We start from the raw sequence: 23,263 nt of genomic DNA, 5'->3' as shown, positions 1-23,263 counted from the left end.
TTCTCAGTAAATGATCACTAGGCACAAGTTCATCAAGTGTAAATAAAACAAGTTGGTCTCTATTTATCATATCTTGCTTTCGCAACATAAAAATCACTCCAATATAAATATGTATTTTTAGAAAAATGTTTGAGCTTGCGAGTTTCAAAGTTTCTAGAATTTAGGATGTATGGAGATTTTAGAAATCTCAAGGTGAAATTTAAAGGCCGCTCATTCCATTAGAGGACGCATATTATATCTTTAATTTATATTTATATTTTACCACAAAAAGAAAGAAAGCTCTTTTTGAATTACAAAAAGGCTTTCTACAATATAATTTGTCAACAGTCTGAGAAGAATGCTCTTGCATTCTTCTAGTTCATATTTCCTATTATTTCTTTTTCATCTTCAGTTAATACTTTTTCAAGATTTAATATTATAACCATCTTATCTTGAAGCTTTCCTATTCCCTCTATATATTTTTTATCTATTCCAGATATTATCTCCGGTGGAGGATCGATGGAATTTTCATCTATAGATACAACTTGAGATGCATCATCAACTAAAAATCCAATTAACTTATCTTTTATGCTTACAACTATAATTCTAGACATCTCACTTTTATTGTCTTCTATATCGAATCTCTTTTTTAAGTTTATAATAGGAGTAATATCCCCTCTTATATTTATTATACCTTCAACAAAATTTGGAGTGTTAGGTACTTTAACAGCTTCTTTAAATTCACTTACTTCTTTAACTGTCATAATATCAACACCATATTCTTCTTTATTCAATTTAAAGATTACATATTTCTTTTCAGCCATAAGTATCCCCCTTAAACTATTTCTATATTCTCGAGTTTCTTTCTAAAATCCTCTCTAAAAGCTTGTAAATACTCTTTTCTTAGTTTTTGCTGCTCTTTCTTTTCAATTTCACTTAACCCCTCTGTCTTTGCTTTTCTAGCTAAAACATTTATTCTATCTATTTTTTCTTTAGATAACATTCTTTTCACCTCTTTTAAAAATAAATATCCTTGATTTTAAAATCCAAACTATTTCTGTATTTATCTAGGAAATATGTTAAATTTGAATTTATTATTTCAAATCCTTTTTCTATTTCTCTTTCATCAGTTGATGCTATATTTATCCTGAAAAATCTATCTTCAATTTGATTATCAAAAAAGTGCCTTCCTGGAAGTATAAATACACCATAACTTGATAGATAATTTCTGAAATCTACAGATGAATACCCCTTAGGAAGTCCTAAAAAAAAGTTTATTCCTCCTTGAGTATTTATATATTCTAACTTACCTTTAAAACTATTTTCTATTAAATATTTAGCTTTGTCAAATCTTATTTTGTATATTTTTTCTAGATTACTCAAGTGAACATTCCAGTCAAAATACTTCATATAATAATAAAGTGCTCCCTGCACCAAACTCGATGTAGATATATCACTTGAATGTTTAGCCCAAGATACCTTAGCTATAAGATCTGTAGGTATATCCATAAATCCTATTCTAAGCCCCGGCATTAAGATCTTTGAAAAACTCTTTATATATATAATTTTATCATATTTATCGTAATATTTCAGTGTTTTGTTATCATTTGAATAAAATTTAAAGTCACTCAAAAAGTCATCTTCTATTATATAAAAGTTATACTCTTTTGCAAGTTTTATTATTTTTTCTTTCTTATATTTGCTATACGATATACCCGTTGGGTTTTGATAATTAGGCATTAAGTATATAAATTTCGGTTTTAACTTTTCTAATTTTTGTTTTAGTATTCCTATATCTATCCCGTCTTCTAGTAGTGGTATTTGTACAATTTTGGCTCCCTTACTTTTAAATATATCAAGAGCTCCATTGTAAGTTGGCTGTTCAGTAAATATTACATCACCATAACCGATAAGAGATTTGCATATTATGTCTATACCTTGCTGTGCACCTGATATTATTTGTATTCTTTCTTCATTTGAATTTATATCTAAAGATTTTAGATAATCGCATATACACTTTCTAAGTTTTAGATATCCTAAGCCATCTACATATTCAAAAAGTTTAGATCCTTCATTTTCTAATGACATATTTATAGCCTTTTTGAAATTATCAATAGGAAATATATCAAGAGAAGGAGTTCCACTATCAAATGTTATGCTTTCCTTTTTTAAAGATGGATTTAGTTCTTGCTCATATTTTTTTATGCCTTTAACGTAACATCCACTTCCTAATATTTTGTATACATATCCTTCATTTTCTAATAAATCATATGCTTTTATTACGGTGCTACTATTTACATTCAAGCTCTGAGATAACTTACGTATAGGTGGAAGTTTCTGATTTTTCTCTAATTCCCTAGTTTCTATTAAATTCTTTATATGTCCATATATCTGTATATATTTTGGAGTACCATTTTCATTTATACTAAGTTTTAATTTTTCCACTTTAATCACCTATACCATTATACCAAAAAACCTTATCTTAATAAATTTATTAAGATAAGGTTTTTTGATTTTTATCCTTCTTGAATTAATGTTTTTTCATACATTTCGCATTTTTCTTTGAAGCATATCCCACCTATGCAGTGTATACAGGATACTACTCCACATTTTCTTCCTTGTAAAGATATCTTTTCTATATCAGTAACATTATTCAAATCCATTTTTTCTCTCATTAATTCTAACATTAAGACCCCTCCTTATATTTTATTATCTATATCTTATATTTATATTATATGCTTTCTTTTACAATATTATTATATGATTTATTCATTTGTTTGTCAATTGAATAATTATAATTTTATTTATTCATTTTTCGCCATTTATTTCACAATAATATATGTATTTTGCAAGTTTCGGACTAGCCTTTATCAAAAGTTGAAAACAATTACTATAACTGATATACTTTTCCTGTTGATAGTAAATATAAAAGGGGGCAAAATAGTGTTTTTCGACTACCATATACATTCTAACTTTTCTTCAGATTGTAAAACCGATATGAATGATACGATAAAGCGAGCAATTGAACTTGGTATATACGAAATTTGTTTTACAGATCATGTAGATTACGATTATCCTGACTTAAGTATAGATTTTGATATAGATCTTGATAAGTATTTTGAAAAGTTAGATAATCTAGCATTAAAATATCAGGATAAAATAAGCATAAAAAAAGGTATAGAAATGGGACTTCAACCTCATATAATACAAAAATGTAATGAAAGCATTTCTAGTTATCCTTTTGACTTTGTTATTTGTTCTATCCATTCTGCAGAAAAAAAAGACCTTTATAATGGTGATATATTTAAGGGAATTTCTCAGAAAGAAGGCTATGAAAAATATTATTTAGATGTGCTTAATATAGTAAAAAATTTTGATAACTACTCTGTTTTAGGGCATTTAGATATTATAAAAAGATATGGGAATTTTGAAAGTTTCTTAGACGATTCTAATTTTACAGACTTAATAGAGGAAATACTTAAAAATATAATTTCTAGAGGAAAAGGAATAGAGGTTAACACGTCTGGATTTAGATATGGACTTAACAGTGCATCTCCTACAGTAGAAGTTTTAAAGCTTTATAAAAATTTAGGAGGAGAAATAATAACTACTGGATCTGATTCTCATACCCCTGATAATTTATGTTACAAATTTGATTATATTTATGAATTATTAAAAAGCGTAGGTTTCAATTATATAACTACATTTGATAAAATGAATCCGAAATTTATAAAAATAAGCTAGGAAATTTCCCTAGCTTATTATTTTATCTATCTCAAAATAAAGTTTTTCTAGATCTATAGTTTTTAATTCTCCTTTTTCCATAAGAATTTTACCATTAACTATTACAGTATCTACATCAGACCCTTGTGCAGAGTAAACTAAATTCGATACAGTATCAAAATTTGGGTACAGATGAGGTTTTTTCATATCTATAAGTATTAAATCTGCTTTATACCCTTCCTTTATATCTCCCATATTATCTATTCCAAATATGTGTTTTCCATTTTGAGTTGCCATTTTTAGAACATCATGAGCTTTTATTAAGGTCGGATCCATGTTATATCCCTTATGAATTAAAGAAGTTATATGCATTTCTTCAAACATATTTACATTGTTATTGCTCGCACATCCATCAGTACCTATAGTAACTATACCACCACTTGCGTGTATCTTTTGAATAGGAGAAAATCCACTAGCTAATTTTAAGTTTGATGTTGGATTATGAAGACATATAACCTTTTTGTCTGAAAGTATCTTTATATCTTCATCATTTAAGTGAACGCAGTGCGCTGCCATAACTTTAAGATCAAAGTAACCAAGTTCATCAAAGTATTTAACAGGACTTACTCCGTATTTTTCTATACTATAATCATATTCAGTTTTAGTTTCAGCTATATGAGTATGAATATTTGCATTTAATTCTTTTGCAAGATGTAAAGAATCAATTAAAAATTCTCTTGAACACGTATACATAGCATGAGGTGCTATTGCAACTTGAATTCTTCCCCCATCTATTCCATTATATTTTTGATGTATATCCCTTATTTCTCTTTTCATATCATCTTTAAGTACATCTCCATTTATACTCACTCCAAGACTTCCTCTTATTCCAGAATCATAAGCTGCCTTGCATACATCTTCAGCTAAAAAGTACATATCATTTATTCCTGTAGTTCCACACTTTATCATTTCCGCAAGTGTAAGCAAAGATCCATAGTATATATGTTGGTTAGACATATTTTTTTCTCTTGGGAATATATGATTATAAAGCCAATCCATAAGAGATGTATCTGATCCTACATTTCTAAGCAAACTCATAGGCAAGTGAGTATGTGAATTTACAAAACCCGGCATCATCAATTTATCTTTTCCATCTATTTCATAATCCGCTGCAAAATTTTCTAAAATATTTTTTGAAATAAATTTTATTTGGTCATTTTCTATACCGACAAAAACAGACTTTTGAATCTTAACTTCTTCATCGTACTGAATTATATCAACGTTTCTTATCAAAATCTTCATAAAAACAACTCCTTCTCATCTCTTAAATTTGAACTATTTTAAAACAAAATCCACTTTTTTTCAACAGGTAATATTTTTAATTGAGTGAGAATAAATTTAAAAGTGGAGGTGGTATATTGAAAGTTCCAAATCTTTTGTATTCAACAGCTATACTTGCAATATCTAATGTAATAGTTAGAGCTTTAGGTTTTTTATATAGAATATTTCTATCAAGAACAATAGGGACCCATACTTTAGGTTTATTTCATCTAGCTCTTCACTTTCTCATGATGTGTATAGCAATTACCACAACAGGAATTCCTGTTGCTTTGAGTAGCTTGATATCTAAGGAAAAAACTTTGAATAATAAACATAATATGAATATTTTATTTATATCAACATTGTATTTATCATTTTTTATCTCAATAGTTATATCTACTATCATTATTTTAAATAGCCAATTCTTAAGTAGCAAAATATTAAATACGGATAAATATCAATTAATTATAATAACGATTACACCTGCAATATCTTTGATAACTATATCAAATGTATTGAGAGGATACTTTTATGGAATAAAAAAAGTATCAGTAACAGCAATAGGTCAAATACTAGAGCAAATATCTAGAATACTGTTTGTGTATTTTATGCTTTCATATATAAAAAATCCTAGTATGAATCTTTTGATCCCAATTGTGGCTATTTCTTTAGGTGAATTAGTTAATATACTTTTTATAACTATAAATTTGATAAAAGAACCTACACTAAAAAATAATTACTTTATAAGTGTCAAAGAATTTATATATGGTATAAAAAGCATTTGGAAAATAGCACTTCCCATAACATTCAACAGAATATTTATGGAGATTATTAAGTTTGCAAATTCTATATTAATTCCGAGTAAGCTAATTTTAAGTGGTATGTCCCATAAAGAAGCTTTAAGTGTTTATGGAACTATTATGGGTATGACGTTTCCTTTTTTATTTTTGCCATTTGTTATAATATCTGCGCTAGTTATAAATTTAATTCCTAGTTTATCTCAAGAGCTAGCTAAGAAAAATTACAGCTTTATAAACAAAAAAATAAAATTTTCTTTGCTACTATCATTTGCTATAGCAATATCATCTACAATTTTATTTCTATTATTTGGAGATGAATTATGTAGTTTCGTTTATAACAATGAACTTTCAGGAAAATACCTTCAAATTTTGTCACTAGGTGGATTCTTTATGGTCTTAAATCACACACTATCTGGAATTCTTCATGGTATAGGTAAAGAGTATAGAGCAACTGCTAACAACTTAGCGGGGCTTTTTATAGAACTTTTGTTTATATATACATTGGTTCCTATGAAAAATATAAATATATACGGGTTTATATACGGATTTATATTATGCAATTTCATAACATTCATACTTCACCTTATAACTTTATACAATACAAAAAGAAGATGGAGGTACTAACCCCCATCTTTAATTTTGTAAATCTAAAATTAATTGTAATAAACAAGAATCCCTTCCATATATTTCTTGTAAAATGTATATATTTTGATTTAATATTGCTTTATCTCTTCTTCCCCATGACTCATCTACATTGTGTAATTTAGCCATTTCATAGAAATAGTTTTTCACAAACCTATCAATCATCGATATTAAATCTTTATATTCCTGTTTTTCGCTTAATATGTCATATTCTTTTACAGCCTGATTTATAAAATTATATCCTAAATGTGATGCAAAATAAAATAAAATAACATTAAAATCACTATGTTTTTGAGTCATATATACGGAATTTTTTCTAGCTGATATTGCATTTATTTGTGAATCGTGAGGGTGTTCTTGGTGTATACTTAAAGCATCAGGATTATATATATATTTTAAACCTTTTTTATATAACCTATATCCAAGCTCCCAATCTTCCGCCCCCCACCCTCTGAAGCTTTCATCAAACATTCCTATATCAATAATATTTTTTTTAGAAACCGAAAAATTTCCAGAACATAAAAAAATCCATGGAAAATAGAAATTTCTGAAATCCTTACCATATATGTCCAGAATTTCTTCATACCATTTACTTAAATAACGCATAGGGTAAATGTACTCTAGAAATCTATTGTTATATATCTCATCTTCAAAAATTAGTTGTTTTGCAAGATCATTATATTTCGATATTTGACTATAATTTTTATACTTATATTTCATAGAGTTATAAGTTCTCTTATGCTCGATATCAAATCTCGTATAATAATATGAGAATATCCTATACGTTATAGGTCCTACCACTACCATATCCTTCGCATTATGACTTTCAACATGATTTTTTATAAAATCCCTTATGGGAATCATATCTGCATCACTAAATATGAGTATGTCTCCAGAGGATGCAATTATTCCTTCATTCCTTGCATAAGATCTCCCAACGTTTATTCTGCAGTCTATTACTTTTAACTTAAAGTTGCACGAAATTTCCTCTATCATACGCAATGTATTATCACTTGAGCCATCATCTACTATTATTACTTCGAATTTGTTATGATCAAATGATTGGTTTTTATATCCTTCTAAAGCTAAATATAGTCTTTCACATGCATTAAAAGATGGTATTATAACACTAACATAATCATACATTTTCCTCCCCCCTTTCAATAATTATATCAATCTAACTTATATGAGATAAACTTTGCATTTATTTATATTAAATTCATCAGCATGAATCCTTCACTACACTTTGAAAACCCACGAAAGATATACTTGGATAATACGTTCCAAATGCTGTATCTAATTTATATTCCCTAACATCATTCTCACTATTTGAAATAAATTTGTACCTAATTATATTTTCTGTGCCTCTATCATCTTCATTTGGTATGCTCCATGTTTTTCCATAATCTAATGAATATGAACTATAAATTCTATCCATCTGAGTCCAAATATTCCATAATATTTTATCTATTTTTATAAGGGTTGGAAAAGAGCAATTAGATTGTTCTGATAAGGATAATACATTGTTGCTATAAAAACCATCCTCTTTTAACTGTCCATTCATATATCTTACAACTAAATTTTCATTTATAAATTCTGACCATGTTATATTATACAAATTCATTTCATCACTTAATACTGATAGATATATCTTCTTATTTGATGTATTTGTAATTTGTATAGGAGCATTCCAAAGCTTTGATATAGGATTGAATTTACTTAAAAATATTTCTTCGGACCCGTTTATTTTATTAAAATAAAAGATGTTAATATTATTATCTTTCTCATTTACAACAAATGGATTTAGTACGGGGTAAGCTGTTATATTGTCTATATTATTTTCAGTCCATTTCTCCCCGTCATAGTAATGATTAAATATTGACCATATTCCTTTGTTATCTATGCTCTGTATGTAATAGAGTATATGAATAGTATCTTCATATTTTTTTATGTATGGATTGTTTATAATGTATTTTTTCTTGTCGTATTCGAATAGCTTTTTACTTAATATATTTCCATAATCATCAGTGTAAAGATATACAACTTCTCCATTTTCACAATTAGCTATTCCATAAATTTTGTCATTACTATCTATCTTAATGCAATAGTCGTTGTTGACAATATTTTTTAGTATTTTTTCTTCACTTATAGCTTTATTTGAATATTTGAATTCCTTAGTACATAAATTTTGATTATTCAAATGAAATACAATTATATCTTCATTAGACTTTTTTATAATAGTTTCAATACGGTTGATAAATGGCATAAATATCACTCCCTTCATACTTTTAATATATGTTCTATGTATATTTCATAATACTTGTTGTAACAAGAAAAAGTGATTTTTCATATATTAAATCAGAAATATAATTTTCTTAATATTAATATTAGGAGGTATATCATATGTCATGTGAAGTTAAAACTTGTGAAGTTAAAAACTGTGCAAGCAAAAAGACATATACTCAGGGTGGAACACAAGCTTGCTGTGATAATGCTAATCCAGGTTGCTTTACTCCATCAAGTTATGACCCTAACTTAATAAAAGCTGAATGTATATTTGTTGAAAAAGTATACGATTCTAAAACATTCCACAAAGAAAAAACTTATGCTAAAGACTATAGACTTGAAAATATTGTTCCTGCAGGAAAAACTATTGCAGAGTTCATTGAAGTGAAAATCAATTGTATATCTACTAAACCGATTACTGTTGAACCTATAACTGAATACATCAACTCAATAGCTGTTGGTGGATGTCCTACTGTACCAGGACCTGGTGGAATAGATCAATTAAGACTCGACTTTATAGATACATCTGCATGTGATGCTCTAGGAAAAGGAACACCTATAACTGTAGTCCAAGAATTACATTTCCACGGAAAAATTAAGTGTAGGATTTCTATAAAAGTTAAATATACAGATGGGAGCAAAGATGTTCTAACAGATCATATCGAAATAGATGCAAATAGGATTCCTAAAGAATTTCTAACTGCTAACTTGTGTATACCTTCAACTGCTGCAGCTATGAAACCTTCATTAGCAGAATTCTGCGCAGTATCATGTGATTTCGATGTAATAGGTGGAATAAATGGTTTCTCTCAAGAATGCGCTCCTCACCGTCCACGTTCAGAAGTGAATTTACAACAAGAGGCAGAGCAAATACAGTATTCTCAAAAAATACCACAACCACAGCGTACAGATATAACATTTAATGGTATCCTTACTTTATGTATAACTTGCGAAAAGAAAGTTAAAGTTCCTGTTCAACTTTGCGTCTTATCTACAGGCTTCTGTGATTCAGGGGCAATACAACCAACAGCATGTGCAGAATTCCCTAAATTATTCCCTGATCAAGTTAATATGGGTTGCTGTTAAATAAAAGAAGGCTCTTGAGCTTCTAGTGTTGCATCTAGGTAAATATTAAATTTTGACATTAAAAGGGTGATAAAAATGAAGATATATCTTCATTTTTATCACCCTTATTTTAATTACATAAGTTAAATGTAAAAATATTCCACGCAAACTAGACAGACTTATCCCGTAGGAAAGGAGCGAATATATTTCATTTTACTGGATATTTAACCACTTAATAGTGACAAAATATCTACATGCTCTAATAAATTTACATTGATTATTCTAGTAAAAGAAAGCATAGACATTTTTAAATCTAGATCAAGTTTTAGTAATGCTAATAGCAAGTATGCTATTAAAGCAGAATATACCTGGATTTTAACAGCATTTGCATTAAATCCTAACCATTGTTTTATTCTTAGATTTTGCTTTATCCTTTTAAAGAAAACTTCTATTTTTATCTTAGCTTATATAACTTTATTATTTCTTCCGCTGGAATATCAAAGATATTTGTAAGCAATCTGATTTCTTCTTGTTCTTCATTAAAAGTCAGAATTTCTCTGTAACTATTACGAGTTTTATTTCTACTATAATTAGTACCTAAAGTAATCTCTGAGTCAAATACTAAATCATTTTCTACATAAGTGCTTCTAATTTCTTCTACAGTAGCATTTGAGACTTGTCTAGTAATAAACTTAAAACCATCATCAGTTAATTTGTCATACCATGAATAATCAAAATATCCTCTATCAAACAAATACAAAACATCTTTATCGCTAATAAATTCCGAAATGCATTTTCTGTCATTAACTCTAGCGGGAACTATGTTAACCCTTTCGGGTAATGCCCTGGAAACATTATAAAGCGTGCTTATCTTTATACCCGATTTATTATTTTCATAATTTAAATTAGGAGCCAGGGAAGATGCAATTTGAATAACTGTAGAATCAAAAGCTTTTATTTTATTAAAATATTTGTTCTTTAAACTAAAACCTATTTTTCTATTAGCGATGTCCATAAGATAAAAATATAAGTCTTCAAAAACTCTATAGTCTCTTGATGCATTCTTTCTCGAAAGTTGAGAGACACTTGGCACGTTAATGATATTTTTTAGTTTAGGACTAGACTGTAATTTATCTATTAATCCTCTTAAACTTTTAGTCTCACTTAGTTGTAGATAAAGCATTGAGTATATATGAGATCGTGTATTAAAGTGCTGAGATCTAAAATCACTATTATATTTTTTAACAATGTTATTAATGCAGTTTCCATCAATTACATGTGTTATTTTCTTGAAAATTGTTTTATCATTAAATATAGACATAGAAAGAACCTCCTTTATTGGTTGTATTGGCGTACTTCCATTAAATCAAAGGAGGTTCTTTTTTTCATCACATAATTTTTTCCATTGTCAAGTTACATTTATTTCTTTAATGCAACACTAGAACTCTTGAGCCTTCTTTTATTTTATAAAATTCATTATTCTTCTGAATATACTTTCCTTATATGAACCTGCCTCGTTACAACTATTATCAATATATCCATTTTTATTATCATTTAAATCATCAACACCTAGAAGATATACACTATCATTTTTTATTATTCCGTAAGTATCTATATATTTGTTATTAAATTCTCTTCCTAGGCATACAATGTCTACAGCAGTGTCCAACTGAATATCAATAGTGTTTAGTTGATTTTTATCAAATTTACATACCCTCTTTGTGTATAAGTTGTTACTTTTAGATATTATTATAACTTGGTTTTTTATCTCAAATATCTTAAGTGCTGTGCCATTTATATTCCCAATCAAATGGGTATTCCAATCGCTTGGTTCGTATATATTTTTGTATGAATAATACGTATTATCAGTTTCCTCATCCTTTATATATACTATGTGAATATTATTTTTAGAGTCTATAAGGAAATTTTTCACCCTGATATTCCCTTTTCTCAATTCCAGACTAAATGGCAATTCCCATCTATTTATTTCATTTGAATATATAATAAGTGCTAATTCTTTCTGAGCACCTTTCATGATTTTCGATAATATAAATATTTGTTCTTTTTCATTTGTATCAATAAAGTATACATTGTTATCTTCCATCAATGAATCTACATTAATATGATTTACCCTCCAGTTTTTGGAATACCCATATACGTGAATCAACTTTTGTGAGATATTATAATTCTTATTTTGTAAGTAGTAAAATATATGCACTATATTTTTTAAATTTATTATTTTTAGATATTTTACCACACTACCTTTTCCTAATTTTTTCAAGATATTCTTTTCCCATATATTGTTTACATATGTTAAGTAATATAGTTCCCCATTATACGTTGAACAAACTATGTGAATATTATTTTTACAGTCTAAGCTTATATCGTATTTTTCTACAGTATCCATCAGTATATTATTGCTATCTCTTGACCTTATATATAGAGAGCTATCTTCATAATAAATATTTGAGATGCTAGGATTATGTGAATTTATAACAATCATCTTATTCATAACCTTTTTCTCCTTTTTTTATATAATATTAATATATATGTATGTAATTTAATGATAATACGAATATAAATTTTAAAAGGAGATTTCGCATATGTCTAAGGTAAGTGTGATCATACCAACTTATAATTATGCTAGATTTATATCCAATGCAATAGATAGTGTGTTAAACCAAACATATACAAATATAGAAATAATCATTGTTGACGATGGATCAGTAGATAATACTAAATATGTCCTTAGTCAGTATACAGATGTTATAAAATATTATTATCAGGATAATAAAGGTCCTGCTAGTGCTAGAAATCTAGGTATAAAGCATTCTACTGGAGAGTATATATGCTTTCTAGATTCAGATGATGCATTTATTGAAGATAAAATTGATATTCAATTAAATGAATTCTCGAAAAATAAAAACATCGGTTTAATATACTCAGATTTTTATATTTCAAATAATAACTTAGATTCTATTTATAGATATTACAAATGCAAGAGTTTTAAAGATCATGAGTCTGCTTTTAAATATTTACTTTATACAAACTATATAAATACTTCTAGTGTAATGCTACGAAGAGATTGCTTATTTAACGTCGGTCTTTTTAACGAAAGTTATAAATATCTAGAAGATTATGACTTGTGGATAAGGCTAGGTATGAAATATGAATTCTTGTATATAGATAAACCACTTGTTAAAACTAGAGCACATTTTAAAAGCTATAGTAAAGCAGTTGATATATACGAGAAAACCTGGTGTACAAACGAAATCAGAAAAAATATTTCAAGGTATAATTTATAGGTATAAATTGGAGGAATTTATGAAAAATAATCTCATACGTAGAAAACCTCATTATGGACAAAAAATTGTTTATTTAACCTTCGACGATGGGCCTAGTAGCCATTTGAAAGCCATACTAAATATACTTAATTTTTATAATATTAAAGCCCACTTTTTCTTTTGCGGTATTTATATGGATGACTCTAAATCTAACGACATAGCACAGCTTTTGGCGGACGGACATATTATAGGAAACCATTCATATACACACCCACATTTTTCAAGTCTATCATATATTGAACAATGTAACGAGATAAATCTTCAAAACAATAACATTCATAATTATACACATCACAAAACTAAATTTTTCAGACCCCCCTTCGGCTGCTTTAATGATAATACATTGCGTGTTGTAAATAATTTAAATATGGAAATAATATTATGGAGCATAGACAGTAGAGATTGGGAATTAGAACATGAACCAGAAAAAATAATAAATAATGTTTTAAACAATCTTCATGATGGTGCTATAATATTACTTCATGAAACAGAACAAACACTATCAATTCTCCAACCTCTAATAGAATCTATTCTTAAAAAAAGATATTCATTTGCACTGCTTAATTACTAAAGGCTACTTACTAATCTCTCCCAGCCTTTAGTAATACCATTATATTTTTTATATATCCTCTTAATTTATTATAATATAAATATCCTTGTGATTTTTCATGACGTTTACGATTTTGAACTGATAGAAGTTCAATTTTTTCGCTTAGCTTGAAGTAATTTTTTCTAAGATCATTTATATCTTGCTCAAATTCATATTCAAGTGATCTTAATTCTTTATTTATTCTTTTTATTTCATAGTCGAAATCTTCCTTCGATAACACCTCTTCTTTAGAAAGTATATCAGAAATTATGTTACTTGCTCGAATATAAGGATTTATATCTCTACTATGTTCAATAATCATACTCTCAAAATCAAAGCATAAGTTTTGTTTATTTAAACTAATATTAAATTCTTCTAATGTATTTAATTCTTCCATCTTCATATTAAGCATAGCCGTTTCAGCTATCTCATTTGCTACGGGCGTAAAACATTTAGCATCTATATTGTTACATTTTTTTTCTGTGTATATACTATGTTCTAAATCATAATTTATACTATAATTTGATGTTTTTATGTTATCCCACATATATTCTCCAACTTTTGCTTTTATGCAGTATGATTTATTACTTTGTTTCCAAAAAAGCTTTATATCATCGTTTAATTGAATTAATATAGGATCTTCAAACTCTCCCATTATAGGTTTGAAACTATCAGATGTTTGCCAATTTGAAAGTGAATTTCTATCTACCTTTTTAAATATGTAATTTGAATTCATTCTTTTTCCTTTGATTGATGACCAAAATATATGTATATAATCATTTGTATCAATAATCAAATTCATATGCCTAGTATCTGAGTTTCTATCACTTATTTTATCAGGAATTAACCATCTTTTATAAGACTTTTTGAACATTCTATAATATAATTGTACCTTATCACTATCAAAAGACCTATATATTAAATGTATATTACTTTCACTATCTACATCAATAGCATAAACATCATATTCATCATCTACAACTTCTCCTAATTTGTATTTCTCTAAAGTATTATTGCTAATTAAATAGTGAATAAGACTATATCTACTACCTAATTCCATCTTCGAGGTAAGTATAAATATATTTAAATTTTTATCACTTATAATGAATTTTATGTTCTTAAATCTGTTATTTTCTATATCTAACATTAATAAATTATCTTTTTTTATGTCTACATCTGAATATCTTAAATACACTAGATTTCCCAATAAATCCACATACACTATGTTTATACACTCACCATAATCTTCAACACAAAAACATTTTATATTTTCTACGATAATTTTTGTGTCTATCAACTTATGTTCCTTGATAATTTCCATATATAAAATATTATCTTTTATGAAAAATGAATATATATTTGAATCTTTATTTATTATATATTTCTTAAATTGATTTAAATCCATCCCTACACCCCCTTTAGAAACAGATACTTTATAAATTATATTCACAGTTTGTCAATAATATTTTAATGCAAAATAAAAAGAGGCTCATTTTGAGCCTCTTTAACCCGAAGTACCGTTTACCTACTAAATTCACACCCAGGTTCACCTAGGTGGGTGCTTTGTCTATACATTCTGTCTTCCACTTCCTAAGGTGGCATGTCATCCAGTATAGAACTCAAGCTCCCGTATACAATTTGTAGGTTGAATTTATATAGGCATATACGAATACTTCAGGATGTGATTTATTTGTTATTATTATATACCAATTTGTAATTTTTTAAAACTATTTTCACATGGAAATTTATGAAAATTTTAAACATATTTTACAGTTTTATATTTCTTCTTTCTCTTCTTGCTTTTGTTCTCTGAATAATTCTCCAAGCATTTTCATATTTCCTATATTTTTAGAGTTAAGCAAGCCCTCTCCATCACCTAAATCCACTAAAGATTTTAGCAATGAAATTTTGCTCCTAATATCTAAAGCTTTACTTATATTTCTTTTGCTTCCTTCAGGTAGAATATCTATCATTTCCTTTATCATCATATCTCTTTTGTCTTTTTTATCCATACTTCTAAAGAATTCTAATTTATCTACACCTTCATCTATTTCCTCTACATTATTTAATTTTCTTATCTTATGTACTAATTCTAGTGCATTTTCAGCTCTACTAAGCAATATTCTTTCTTCCTTATTAACATACTTTTTGCTTCTAGATAAAAGTTCTATACTTCTTTCCATACTCTCATCATCTAAATCTATTAAACCTCTAAACTTATTATCTTTAACTATATCTTTAATATTTCCATCTTTTAGTAATAATATAGATAATCCTATTAACAATGCCTTATTATCCAATACATAACACCTCCTATTAAATAGTATTATTCATTCTATATATTATGTTGTTTTTCTTAATTTGGTTACTTTTTTTTTGATTGTTTCATATACATATAAAAAGAGGGGGTGTATCTATGAAAATGGATAAGGAGAAACTAAAAAAAATCAAAAATAAATATGAAGGTAAATCTGAAGATGAACTGCTAAATGAATTAAAAAATCTTAGTAAAGGAAAAAACTCTGAAGAGCAAGCCAAGATTCTTGAAAAGTTGAAAACATTACTTAATGATAATCAAAAGAAAAAATTAGATCAAGTTTTAAAGAAGATAAATAAATAATATTAATAATAAAGTGTGTACCTAATACGTATAAGTACACACTTTATTGTACTACAAATTATTATACTCTTTCAGAGCCTTTATAAAATTATCAACATTTTTTTTATAGGCTTCAGATTTTGTCAGTTCATATAAATCTAAATTTTTCATATAATTTTCTTCGTTTTCAGTCATAACATCAACATATTTTACTATTTGGGTTCTAACAAAATTACGATACTTTTCCGGTAATATTTCTATAGAATGGCTATACCATTTCTCTGCCCAATCTAAACTTAGAGTATCTCCTTGTGTTGCTTTATTTAATAAACTCATTAAAAAATGCTCTCCTTTGTATCTCGAACAAATATACGCAATAGTGCTCTCTTCTTTAATAGGAAATTTAAACAAAGAATATTGTACATTGCTTTTAAATAACTTATCTAAAAGCATATCGTCTATATCTTCTTGAGATAGAATCTTCATCAATAATATTTTTCTAAAACATTTCCAACACCCCAAACAAGGATTTTTTATTTTTCCTCTCATACACGATTGTGTAAAGTCATAATAAGGCGATTTAATAGCTATTTTAGTGGAACATATCTCAGTTAATCCTAATGTTACTTGATTAAAAGGTATTCCTATAATTTCAAAACATTTACCCCACAATCTATAATGGAATGCCTTAGAATATTCTCTAAATGTAGGATTGTATATTTTATATGCACCCGATAGTGTGCCAAAAGCAACACTATCAAATCCTATATAATCAGCCAATAGAAGTATAGGAACAGCAACTGCTATATCTACTGGAAACCCTACAGGTTCTCTAATATACTCTAAATCACTTTCTATCATATATACACTTCTTCCAAGCTTTCTTAACGATTTACAAGCATAATGAGCAGCTTCTTTGTTATATATATTTTTTTTAGCTTCCGGCTGTATTCTGTCCAAAAATACTGCAACAGTTGTTCTAGGCATAAGTGTTAGTGCTGCAGTCGAGTCTATACCTCCACTGTATGCTAAGGCTGGTACACCGTTTAAAGGTACTTCTCTTGGCTTAAGATTATAATCTATAGGAAATATTTCTTTTCTTCCAACATCTTCAAAATGGTCGTGGAAAACCTTGCTTACTCCAAATGGTAATGTTAGTTTACTTTTTATAAATGGATAACTTATGAGTATAATACTGAGTGCTAATATATCAGGATGAACTTTATTTATATCTAGATCTTTAGGAAGTTTTATTTCAACAATGTTTTTAACCATTTTTATATTCTGATAAATAGGTGTGTCATCTTCATCAATTGTAAAATATAATTTTAGTAATCCTTCATTGTATGTGTAATTAGCTTTCAAACCAATCTCCCCTTTATATGGAGCTTAGATTTGTAACAATAGCTCAGCTACCTGATCAGCTCCATTTTCACTCATCAAAGATTTTGCAGCACTTTTCATTTTATTATTATTTTCTGGATCGAGTGCTTTCTCAATTGCTTTTTCAAAATCTACTTCTGTTGGATTTATCAAAGAAATTGCTGCTCCTATATTTTGTGCATACATAGCTCTTGATATCTGATCATCTGCTTCTGTATATATATTAGGAACTAAAATTGATGGTACCCCAAAGTGCATCAATTCATGATAAGTGTTATATCCAGCTGCCGATATAGCTAAATCAAAAGCCTTAAAATACCTTGAGTTTGGATAATCTCTAATCACTTGTATTCTTTCATCAGCAATATTTAGCCTTTTCCCTATTATAGACTCTCCTATAACTATGAATATGTCTTCCCTTTTCCTTAAAATATTAAGTATAATATATATCGTAGACTTAATGTCATTAATATTTCCTGCTCCTAGCTGTACGTAAACAATTTTATACTCGTTTGGGATTTTCCATTGCCTTCTTATTTCATTTGCATCTAAAAGTTCTTTTTCTTCCAACAAAATAGGAGGATCACAATAATAATACCCATTTTTTTCTACTAATGAATGTTTTCCTGCTTCTCTAGTTTTTATTATATGATTAAAATATCTTTCTCTATCTATTGATATACTTTCAGTTATCCCCTTATATTCATGTCTCTTTATCCAAGCTCCTTTTAATTGTGCTTCTTTCATCGAATTAATAAGCCCATTGTATGGATATGCTCCATCAAAAACTAATACACTTGGTCTGTGTGACTTAAATATCATCATTAAATGTTCTTGTAATAGATGATCCCACTGCCTTGGTGTAGTGTCTTTAGGGAATAGTTCTTTTGAGGGAAGGTGATATCCAAAAAAACCCTCTTCTAAAACTAAGTGCATAGCTGGACTTGTAGAAAAAAATATTATTTCTCTTCTAGGATCCAGTTTTTTTACTCTTTTAGCAATGCTCAGTGTTCTTGTAAGATGACCAAGTCCTACCCCATTTGTTGGTGCAAAAACAATTCCATTTCCACTTGATTTTATAGGTTCAATATATTTACTCAGTTCAAACACCCCCTTTTTAATGTGTATAACTATTTATATGCCTACCTAACAATATGCTCTTATCACTACTATATTTTGATGTGACATTTCTCGTGTCATAAACTATTTCAGAATTACTTAATATAAATTCATAGTCAATATTGCTATGGTTAGTTGTTATAATGACTAAATCAAATTCATTTAAAATTTCTTCTGTTAGTTCAATCGAGTATACTACTTTACCATTATTAGTGAAATAACTAATGTATGTGTCGTAATAAGATACACTAGCGCCTTTTTCTTCTAAAAGATTAAATATCTCTATTGCTGGAGACTCTCTTAAGTCATCAATATCCTTTTTATATGCAACTCCTACTAACAATATATTTGACTCTCTAATGCATTTTCCTAAGTTATTAAGTATATCTGTAACTTGACTTACTACATATCTAGGCATATTAGAATTTATATCGCTTGCTAACTCAATAAATCTATTATAATAGTTAGATTTTTTAGCTTTCCAAGATAGATATATAGGATCTAATGGAATACAATGACCACCTATACCTGGACCTGGATAAAAAGTAAAAAAGCCGAATGGTTTAGTACTTGCAGCATCAATCACTTCCCATATATTTATTCCTATTCTCTCCAGAGTTTGTGTTAGTTCATTTACTAGTGCAATATTTATACTCCTAAATGTGTTTTCAAACAACTTAACCATTTCAGCTACTTTTATACAACTTACTGGAACTATCTTTTCTACAAACGAGCTATATAAAAGTATACCTAGCTCAAGACATGTCTTAGTAGCACCTCCAATAACTTTCGGGGTATTTGTTATATTGAACTTTTTATTGCCTGGATCTACCCTTTCAGGTGAGTAACATACAAAAAAATCCTTACCTATTTTAAAGCTTTTTTCTTCTTCTATAGAATTTATAATTAATTCTTCAGTTGTGCCGGGATACGTAGTACTCTCTAGTATTATTAATGTTCTTTTTTTCAAATATCTTCTTATTTCTTTTACTGAATCCACAATATATGATAAATCTGGTTCCTTTGCTTCATTTAACGGAGTTGGTACACAGATTATTACTATATCAAGGTTTGATACTATAGTAAAATCGCTGCCTACAGATAGTTTTTTATCTATTAATTCTTCGATAACTTCACTATTGATATCTATTACATATGATTTCTTGGATTTGAGCATATTTATTTTTTCTTCACATATATCAATTCCAAAAACATTAAATCCACTGTTTGCTAGTTCAACTGCAAGAGGTAACCCAACATACCCTAACCCTACTACTCCTACTTTAGCTTCCTTATTTTTTATTTTTTCTGATAGTATATGATCCATACACATCCCTCCTTACTTCAATATATGAAACGGTTGTACTTATGGATACATTTCCCAAGTGCCCACCTTCTATTTAACATGCCTAAGTTTTTCCGAATTCTTTAGACTCAGTAACATCAAGTTTTAGTAGTTATAGTAGTAATTGTTTTTTAACGTAAAAATCCCCATAAAGTGATATTAACAACTATGTACCACATGCTAGATGGTTTCTTTTGTTAATTGTCTACTTTAAGGGGATAATATCATTCATAAGTTTTCTTTTTATATTAAGCTAATTTATTATGTACTTTTTCTAATAAGCTATCTTTTATTTGTTTTCCTTCGCTCATTATTTGTTCGCACTCAGTTCTTAATTTATCAGCTAAAGATGCATCATCTAAGCCAGATAAATTTATCTTTACATTAAGAATTGCTCCTTCAAGTCCAGTATACACTAAAAGACTTCCAACTCCTAAATCTGTTACTGCATTTTGATTTCCATAGTCAATAAAATACTCCATGCATTTTAATGATTCTAAAGAAAGTTTAGCCGTCTTTAAAGGAACTTCTATAGATCCTATAGTTGCACTTTGTATAGCTTCTTTTCTTAAGCTTTTTTCTTCTTCAGTTTCTTTAGGAAGCTTAAATGCTTTCATAACTTCATTGAAAGATTTCGTATCTTCATCTACAAGATTTAGAAACTCATCTCTAATTTGACCTAATTTATCAAATCTAGATTTGAATTCTTCTTTTATATCTTCTTCTAAAGCTTCATATTTTTTCTTCCCAAAGCTTAAATTTCCCATCATTCTAGCCAAGCTAACACCTAAATTTGATGCAAGTGCTGAAACAGATCCCCCACCAGGAGCTGGAGATGATGAATCTACTTCATCACTGAAATTCCTAATTGTTAAATCAACTAAGTTCATGATTACCTCCTTTAATACACTACATTTCCATTCTCTACAACAAGCTTACCTTCTTTATACACTCTATCTACATGATTTATTCCAAAATGGTATATTATATACTCTATATTAGGAGCATCAAATATAACTAAATCTGCCTTCTTTCCTATATCCAGTGACCCTATTTGATCTGCTTTATCTATTGCAAATGCAGCATTTATTGTAACAGCAGTTAATACTTCACTTGGGGTCATTTTAAGACCTAAAGAGCCTAGCTGCATTATGAATTGAATATTTTCAGTAGGGCAACTTCCTGGATTATAATCTGTAGATAATGATACAGGTACCCCAAGTTCTATCATTTTTCTTGCATCAGCATAGTTTTTCATTAGACTAAAAGAAGTTCCTGGCAGCAGATTTGCTATTACGTTATTTTGGGCCATTTCCCTCATTCCTTGCTCACTTGCAGCCATCAAATGATCTGCAGATATCGCTTTTAATTCTGCTGAAAGTTCTGCTCCTCCTAATGATACTATTTCATCAGCATGAAGCTTCACTTTAAATCCAAGCTCTTTTGCACTATTAAGTATTCTTCTAGTTTGGTCTACTGTAAAAACAGCATCCTCGCAGAATACATCACAAAACTCTGCTAAGTCTAACTCTTTAACTCTAGGCATCATCTCATTTATGACTATATTTACATATTCTTCAGGATTACCCTTATATTCTGTAGGTATAGCGTGTGCTCCCATAAAAGTAGATACTATATCTACAGGATGATCTTCATTCAATTTCTTAGCAACTTCTAGCTGTTTTATTTCAGTATCTATATCAAGTCCATAACCACTTTTAGCTTCAACTGTTGTAGTTCCATATGAAAGCATAGTGTTTAGACTTTTCTTTGCTTTATTATATAATTCATCAAATGATGCAGATTTTGTTGCCCTAACAGTACTTAATATTCCTCCACCATTTTTTAGTATATCAAGATATGGAACTCCACTTATTTTTAGTGAAAATTCATTCTCTCTTGAACCTCCATGTACTAAATGCGTATGAGCATCTATAAGGCCAGGGGTTACAGTTAACCCCTTAGCATCATGCACCTGTGTATCATTTCCTATTAAATCTTCATTTAATCCTTTTCCTAAATCTAAAATCTTTCCGTCTTTTATAGCTACATATCCATCTTTTATTATTTCTATATCTTTCATGCTTTCTTTTACTCTAGGCTTATTTTCGCCTCTCATAGTAATTAGGTTTCCTATGTTTTTTATAATTAAGTCAGCTTTCATTTTTATCTACTCCATTAAACTAGATTCTAATACTTTGTCCATAGAGAATCCTTCAAGTCCTAAATAGTAAGAAGCACAATCTACTAAAGCTTCCATAGGAACAAGCCCTATTATCTCACTACCCACAACAGGTACTCCATATCTCTTAGCTTCCATTTTTACAGTTTCAAAAACTCTATATATAGATGTTTTTGTATAATCTGTTAGATTCATGGTCACTTGAACTATTTCTCTTTCTGGCATTTCTACAGCTCCAGCTTTGCAATATCTAAATCCACCATTTGAGTGTCTTATAGCCTTTGCTATTTTATTGGCTATTTCTATATTTGTAGTTCCAAGATTTATATTGTAAGCAACTAAAGGCATTCTAGCTCCAACTGCTGTTACACCTGCTGTTGGATGAATAGTATTCGGTCCAAAATCTGGCCTCCAATTAGGATCTTTTAACTTTTCCTCCATTCCCTCAAATTGTCCTTTTCTAACAGTTGCTAAATTTTCTCTTTCTGGAGTTGTTGCTGACTTTTCATATAGAAACACTGGTATATTATACCTTTCACTTATTTCCTTTGCAACTTCTTTAGATAATTCTACTGCTTCAGAAACAGTCATATTCTTAACTGGAATAAATGGAACTACGTCAGATGCTCCCATTCTTGAATGTTGTCCAGTATGCTTTGTCATATCTATTTCTTCAGTTGCAACTCCTATAGCTTCAACAACAGCCTTTTTCACAGCTTCAGGTTCTCCAAGAACAGTTACAACTACTCTATTATAGTCCTTGTCTGGTTCATAATTTACAAGTTTTACCCCTTCTTTACCTCTAAAAGGCTGAACTATTCTTTCTATTTTGTCTAAATCTCTACCCTCACTAAAGTTTGGAACGCACTGTACTACTTTTTTCATAA

At 28.5% G+C, this 23,263-nt stretch carries 23 protein-coding genes and 1 other RNA gene; 6 read left to right on the top strand and 18 right to left on the bottom strand.

What is annotated here, in order from left to right:
* Nucleotides 1-353 precede the first annotated feature (353 nt).
* From CLOTH_RS04610 to CLOTH_RS10575, 4 genes are all read right to left on the bottom strand, one after another.
* Entirely contained in the window at nt 354-803 is a 450-nt protein-coding gene (locus CLOTH_RS04610) for a chemotaxis protein CheW (RefSeq protein WP_079411652.1), read from the bottom strand.
* Between the two features lie 11 nt (nt 804-814).
* Complete coding sequence (locus tag CLOTH_RS04605; protein WP_079411649.1) at nt 815-982, bottom strand: DUF896 domain-containing protein; 168 nt, start codon at nt 980-982, stop codon at nt 815-817.
* 14 nt (nt 983-996) lie between these two features.
* A complete protein-coding gene (pdxR, locus tag CLOTH_RS04600; RefSeq protein WP_079411647.1) occupies nt 997-2,424 on the bottom strand; it encodes a MocR-like pyridoxine biosynthesis transcription factor PdxR in 1,428 nt (475 codons plus the stop codon).
* 71 nt (nt 2,425-2,495) lie between these two features.
* Nucleotides 2,496-2,666 (bottom strand): hypothetical protein, encoded by a 171-nt coding sequence (locus CLOTH_RS10575; protein ID WP_158080462.1) that lies wholly within the window; start codon nt 2,664-2,666, stop codon nt 2,496-2,498.
* A gap of 256 nt (nt 2,667-2,922) precedes the next feature.
* Here CLOTH_RS10575 and CLOTH_RS04595 point away from each other — a divergent pair, with 256 nt between their 5' ends.
* Nucleotides 2,923-3,723: a histidinol-phosphatase HisJ family protein gene (locus tag CLOTH_RS04595; protein ID WP_079411645.1), complete on the top strand. Its 801-nt coding sequence runs from the start codon at nt 2,923-2,925 to the stop codon at nt 3,721-3,723.
* 9 nt (nt 3,724-3,732) lie between these two features.
* Here CLOTH_RS04595 and CLOTH_RS04590 read toward each other — a convergent pair whose 3' ends face one another.
* Nucleotides 3,733-5,004, bottom strand: coding sequence for an amidohydrolase (locus CLOTH_RS04590; protein ID WP_079411644.1), 1,272 nt, complete (start codon nt 5,002-5,004; stop codon nt 3,733-3,735).
* A gap of 116 nt (nt 5,005-5,120) precedes the next feature.
* On the opposite strand from CLOTH_RS04590, the gene CLOTH_RS04585 reads away from it, so the two are divergent.
* Complete coding sequence (locus CLOTH_RS04585; protein WP_158080461.1) at nt 5,121-6,446, top strand: polysaccharide biosynthesis protein; 1,326 nt, start codon at nt 5,121-5,123, stop codon at nt 6,444-6,446.
* Nucleotides 6,447-6,455: 9 nt separating this feature from the next.
* On the opposite strand, the gene CLOTH_RS04580 is transcribed toward CLOTH_RS04585, so the two are convergent.
* Nucleotides 6,456-7,610, bottom strand: coding sequence for a glycosyltransferase family 2 protein (locus CLOTH_RS04580; RefSeq protein ID WP_079411640.1), 1,155 nt, complete (start codon nt 7,608-7,610; stop codon nt 6,456-6,458).
* Between the two features lie 76 nt (nt 7,611-7,686).
* Nucleotides 7,687-8,748, bottom strand: a complete 1,062-nt coding sequence (locus CLOTH_RS04575; RefSeq protein WP_158080460.1) for a hypothetical protein — start codon at nt 8,746-8,748, stop codon at nt 7,687-7,689.
* Nucleotides 8,749-8,867: 119 nt separating this feature from the next.
* On the opposite strand from CLOTH_RS04575, the gene CLOTH_RS04570 reads away from it, so the two are divergent.
* Nucleotides 8,868-9,836: a hypothetical protein gene (locus tag CLOTH_RS04570; protein ID WP_079411636.1), complete on the top strand. Its 969-nt coding sequence runs from the start codon at nt 8,868-8,870 to the stop codon at nt 9,834-9,836.
* Between the two features lie 433 nt (nt 9,837-10,269).
* On the opposite strand, the gene CLOTH_RS04565 is transcribed toward CLOTH_RS04570, so the two are convergent.
* Together CLOTH_RS04565 and CLOTH_RS04560 are read right to left on the bottom strand one after the other, a co-directional pair.
* Nucleotides 10,270-11,136, bottom strand: a complete 867-nt coding sequence (locus tag CLOTH_RS04565) for an IS4 family transposase (RefSeq protein ID WP_079411634.1) — start codon at nt 11,134-11,136, stop codon at nt 10,270-10,272.
* Between the two features lie 138 nt (nt 11,137-11,274).
* Entirely contained in the window at nt 11,275-12,327 is a 1,053-nt protein-coding gene (locus CLOTH_RS04560; RefSeq protein WP_079411632.1) for a hypothetical protein, read from the bottom strand.
* A gap of 91 nt (nt 12,328-12,418) precedes the next feature.
* Here CLOTH_RS04560 and CLOTH_RS04555 point away from each other — a divergent pair, with 91 nt between their 5' ends.
* Nucleotides 12,419-13,120, top strand: coding sequence for a glycosyltransferase (locus CLOTH_RS04555; RefSeq protein ID WP_079411630.1), 702 nt, complete (start codon nt 12,419-12,421; stop codon nt 13,118-13,120).
* Between the two features lie 19 nt (nt 13,121-13,139).
* Nucleotides 13,140-13,730 (top strand): polysaccharide deacetylase family protein, encoded by a 591-nt coding sequence (locus CLOTH_RS04550; protein WP_079411628.1) that lies wholly within the window; start codon nt 13,140-13,142, stop codon nt 13,728-13,730.
* 10 nt (nt 13,731-13,740) lie between these two features.
* Here CLOTH_RS04550 and CLOTH_RS04545 read toward each other — a convergent pair whose 3' ends face one another.
* The 3 genes from CLOTH_RS04545 to CLOTH_RS04535 all read right to left on the bottom strand — a co-directional run bounded on the left by CLOTH_RS04545 (nt 13,741) and on the right by CLOTH_RS04535 (nt 16,048).
* On the bottom strand, nt 13,741-15,153 hold the full coding sequence (locus CLOTH_RS04545; protein WP_079411626.1) for a hypothetical protein: 1,413 nt from the start codon (nt 15,151-15,153) through the stop codon (nt 13,741-13,743).
* A gap of 97 nt (nt 15,154-15,250) precedes the next feature.
* Nucleotides 15,251-15,432, bottom strand: a non-coding RNA gene (gene ssrS, locus CLOTH_RS04540) — 6S RNA.
* Between the two features lie 91 nt (nt 15,433-15,523).
* Nucleotides 15,524-16,048: a hypothetical protein gene (locus tag CLOTH_RS04535; protein WP_079411624.1), complete on the bottom strand. Its 525-nt coding sequence runs from the start codon at nt 16,046-16,048 to the stop codon at nt 15,524-15,526.
* Nucleotides 16,049-16,164: 116 nt separating this feature from the next.
* On the opposite strand from CLOTH_RS04535, the gene CLOTH_RS04530 reads away from it, so the two are divergent.
* Nucleotides 16,165-16,368 carry a hypothetical protein gene (locus tag CLOTH_RS04530; protein WP_079411622.1) on the top strand — a complete coding sequence of 68 codons (204 nt, stop codon included), beginning with the start codon at nt 16,165-16,167 and terminating at the stop codon, nt 16,366-16,368.
* Between the two features lie 51 nt (nt 16,369-16,419).
* On the opposite strand, the gene CLOTH_RS04525 is transcribed toward CLOTH_RS04530, so the two are convergent.
* The 6 genes from CLOTH_RS04525 to ftcD all read right to left on the bottom strand — a co-directional run bounded on the left by CLOTH_RS04525 (nt 16,420) and on the right by ftcD (nt 23,261).
* Complete coding sequence (locus tag CLOTH_RS04525) at nt 16,420-17,712, bottom strand: DUF6395 domain-containing protein (protein ID WP_079411620.1); 1,293 nt, start codon at nt 17,710-17,712, stop codon at nt 16,420-16,422.
* A gap of 24 nt (nt 17,713-17,736) precedes the next feature.
* Entirely contained in the window at nt 17,737-18,840 is a 1,104-nt protein-coding gene (locus tag CLOTH_RS04520; protein ID WP_079411618.1) for a glycosyltransferase, read from the bottom strand.
* A gap of 7 nt (nt 18,841-18,847) precedes the next feature.
* Nucleotides 18,848-20,176 (bottom strand): nucleotide sugar dehydrogenase, encoded by a 1,329-nt coding sequence (locus CLOTH_RS04515; RefSeq protein WP_079411616.1) that lies wholly within the window; start codon nt 20,174-20,176, stop codon nt 18,848-18,850.
* 266 nt (nt 20,177-20,442) lie between these two features.
* On the bottom strand, nt 20,443-21,084 hold the full coding sequence (locus tag CLOTH_RS04510; RefSeq protein ID WP_079411614.1) for a cyclodeaminase/cyclohydrolase family protein: 642 nt from the start codon (nt 21,082-21,084) through the stop codon (nt 20,443-20,445).
* Between the two features lie 11 nt (nt 21,085-21,095).
* Complete coding sequence (gene hutI / locus CLOTH_RS04505; RefSeq protein ID WP_079411613.1) at nt 21,096-22,358, bottom strand: imidazolonepropionase; 1,263 nt, start codon at nt 22,356-22,358, stop codon at nt 21,096-21,098.
* Nucleotides 22,359-22,364: 6 nt separating this feature from the next.
* A complete protein-coding gene (gene ftcD, locus CLOTH_RS04500) occupies nt 22,365-23,261 on the bottom strand; it encodes a glutamate formimidoyltransferase (RefSeq protein WP_079411611.1) in 897 nt (298 codons plus the stop codon).
* Between the last annotated feature and the right edge of the window lie 2 nt (nt 23,262-23,263).

The sequence above is a fragment of the Alkalithermobacter paradoxus genome, from assembly GCA_002029295.1.
Classification (GTDB): Bacteria; Bacillota; Clostridia; order Peptostreptococcales; family Peptostreptococcaceae; genus Alkalithermobacter; species Alkalithermobacter paradoxus.
The sequence above is the reverse complement of the archived record's forward strand: the minus strand, read 5'-3'. Positions and strand labels throughout refer to the sequence as shown.

Bases quoted from the DNA above. Each gene is read 5' to 3' on its own strand.
- CLOTH_RS04610 (WP_079411652.1), bottom strand. From the start codon at position 803: ATGGCTGAAAAGAAATATGTAATCTTTAAATTGAATAAAGAAGAATAT.
- CLOTH_RS04605 (WP_079411649.1), bottom strand. From the start codon at position 982: ATGTTATCTAAAGAAAAAATAGATAGAATAAATGTTTTAGCTAGAAAA.
- CLOTH_RS10575 (WP_158080462.1), bottom strand. From the start codon at position 2,666: ATGTTAGAATTAATGAGAGAAAAAATGGATTTGAATAATGTTACTGAT.
- CLOTH_RS04590 (WP_079411644.1), bottom strand. From the start codon at position 5,004: ATGAAGATTTTGATAAGAAACGTTGATATAATTCAGTACGATGAAGAA.
- CLOTH_RS04580 (WP_079411640.1), bottom strand. From the start codon at position 7,610: ATGTATGATTATGTTAGTGTTATAATACCATCTTTTAATGCATGTGAA.
- CLOTH_RS04575 (WP_158080460.1), bottom strand. From the start codon at position 8,748: ATGAAGGGAGTGATATTTATGCCATTTATCAACCGTATTGAAACTATT.
- CLOTH_RS04570 (WP_079411636.1), top strand. From the start codon at position 8,868: ATGTCATGTGAAGTTAAAACTTGTGAAGTTAAAAACTGTGCAAGCAAA.
- CLOTH_RS04565 (WP_079411634.1), bottom strand. From the start codon at position 11,136: ATGTCTATATTTAATGATAAAACAATTTTCAAGAAAATAACACATGTA.
- CLOTH_RS04560 (WP_079411632.1), bottom strand. From the start codon at position 12,327: ATGAATAAGATGATTGTTATAAATTCACATAATCCTAGCATCTCAAAT.
- CLOTH_RS04555 (WP_079411630.1), top strand. From the start codon at position 12,419: ATGTCTAAGGTAAGTGTGATCATACCAACTTATAATTATGCTAGATTT.
- CLOTH_RS04550 (WP_079411628.1), top strand. From the start codon at position 13,140: ATGAAAAATAATCTCATACGTAGAAAACCTCATTATGGACAAAAAATT.
- CLOTH_RS04545 (WP_079411626.1), bottom strand. From the start codon at position 15,153: ATGGATTTAAATCAATTTAAGAAATATATAATAAATAAAGATTCAAAT.
- CLOTH_RS04530 (WP_079411622.1), top strand. From the start codon at position 16,165: ATGAAAATGGATAAGGAGAAACTAAAAAAAATCAAAAATAAATATGAA.
- CLOTH_RS04515 (WP_079411616.1), bottom strand. From the start codon at position 20,176: ATGGATCATATACTATCAGAAAAAATAAAAAATAAGGAAGCTAAAGTA.
- CLOTH_RS04510 (WP_079411614.1), bottom strand. From the start codon at position 21,084: ATGAACTTAGTTGATTTAACAATTAGGAATTTCAGTGATGAAGTAGAT.
- hutI (WP_079411613.1), bottom strand. From the start codon at position 22,358: ATGAAAGCTGACTTAATTATAAAAAACATAGGAAACCTAATTACTATG.
- ftcD (WP_079411611.1), bottom strand. From the start codon at position 23,261: ATGAAAAAAGTAGTACAGTGCGTTCCAAACTTTAGTGAGGGTAGAGAT.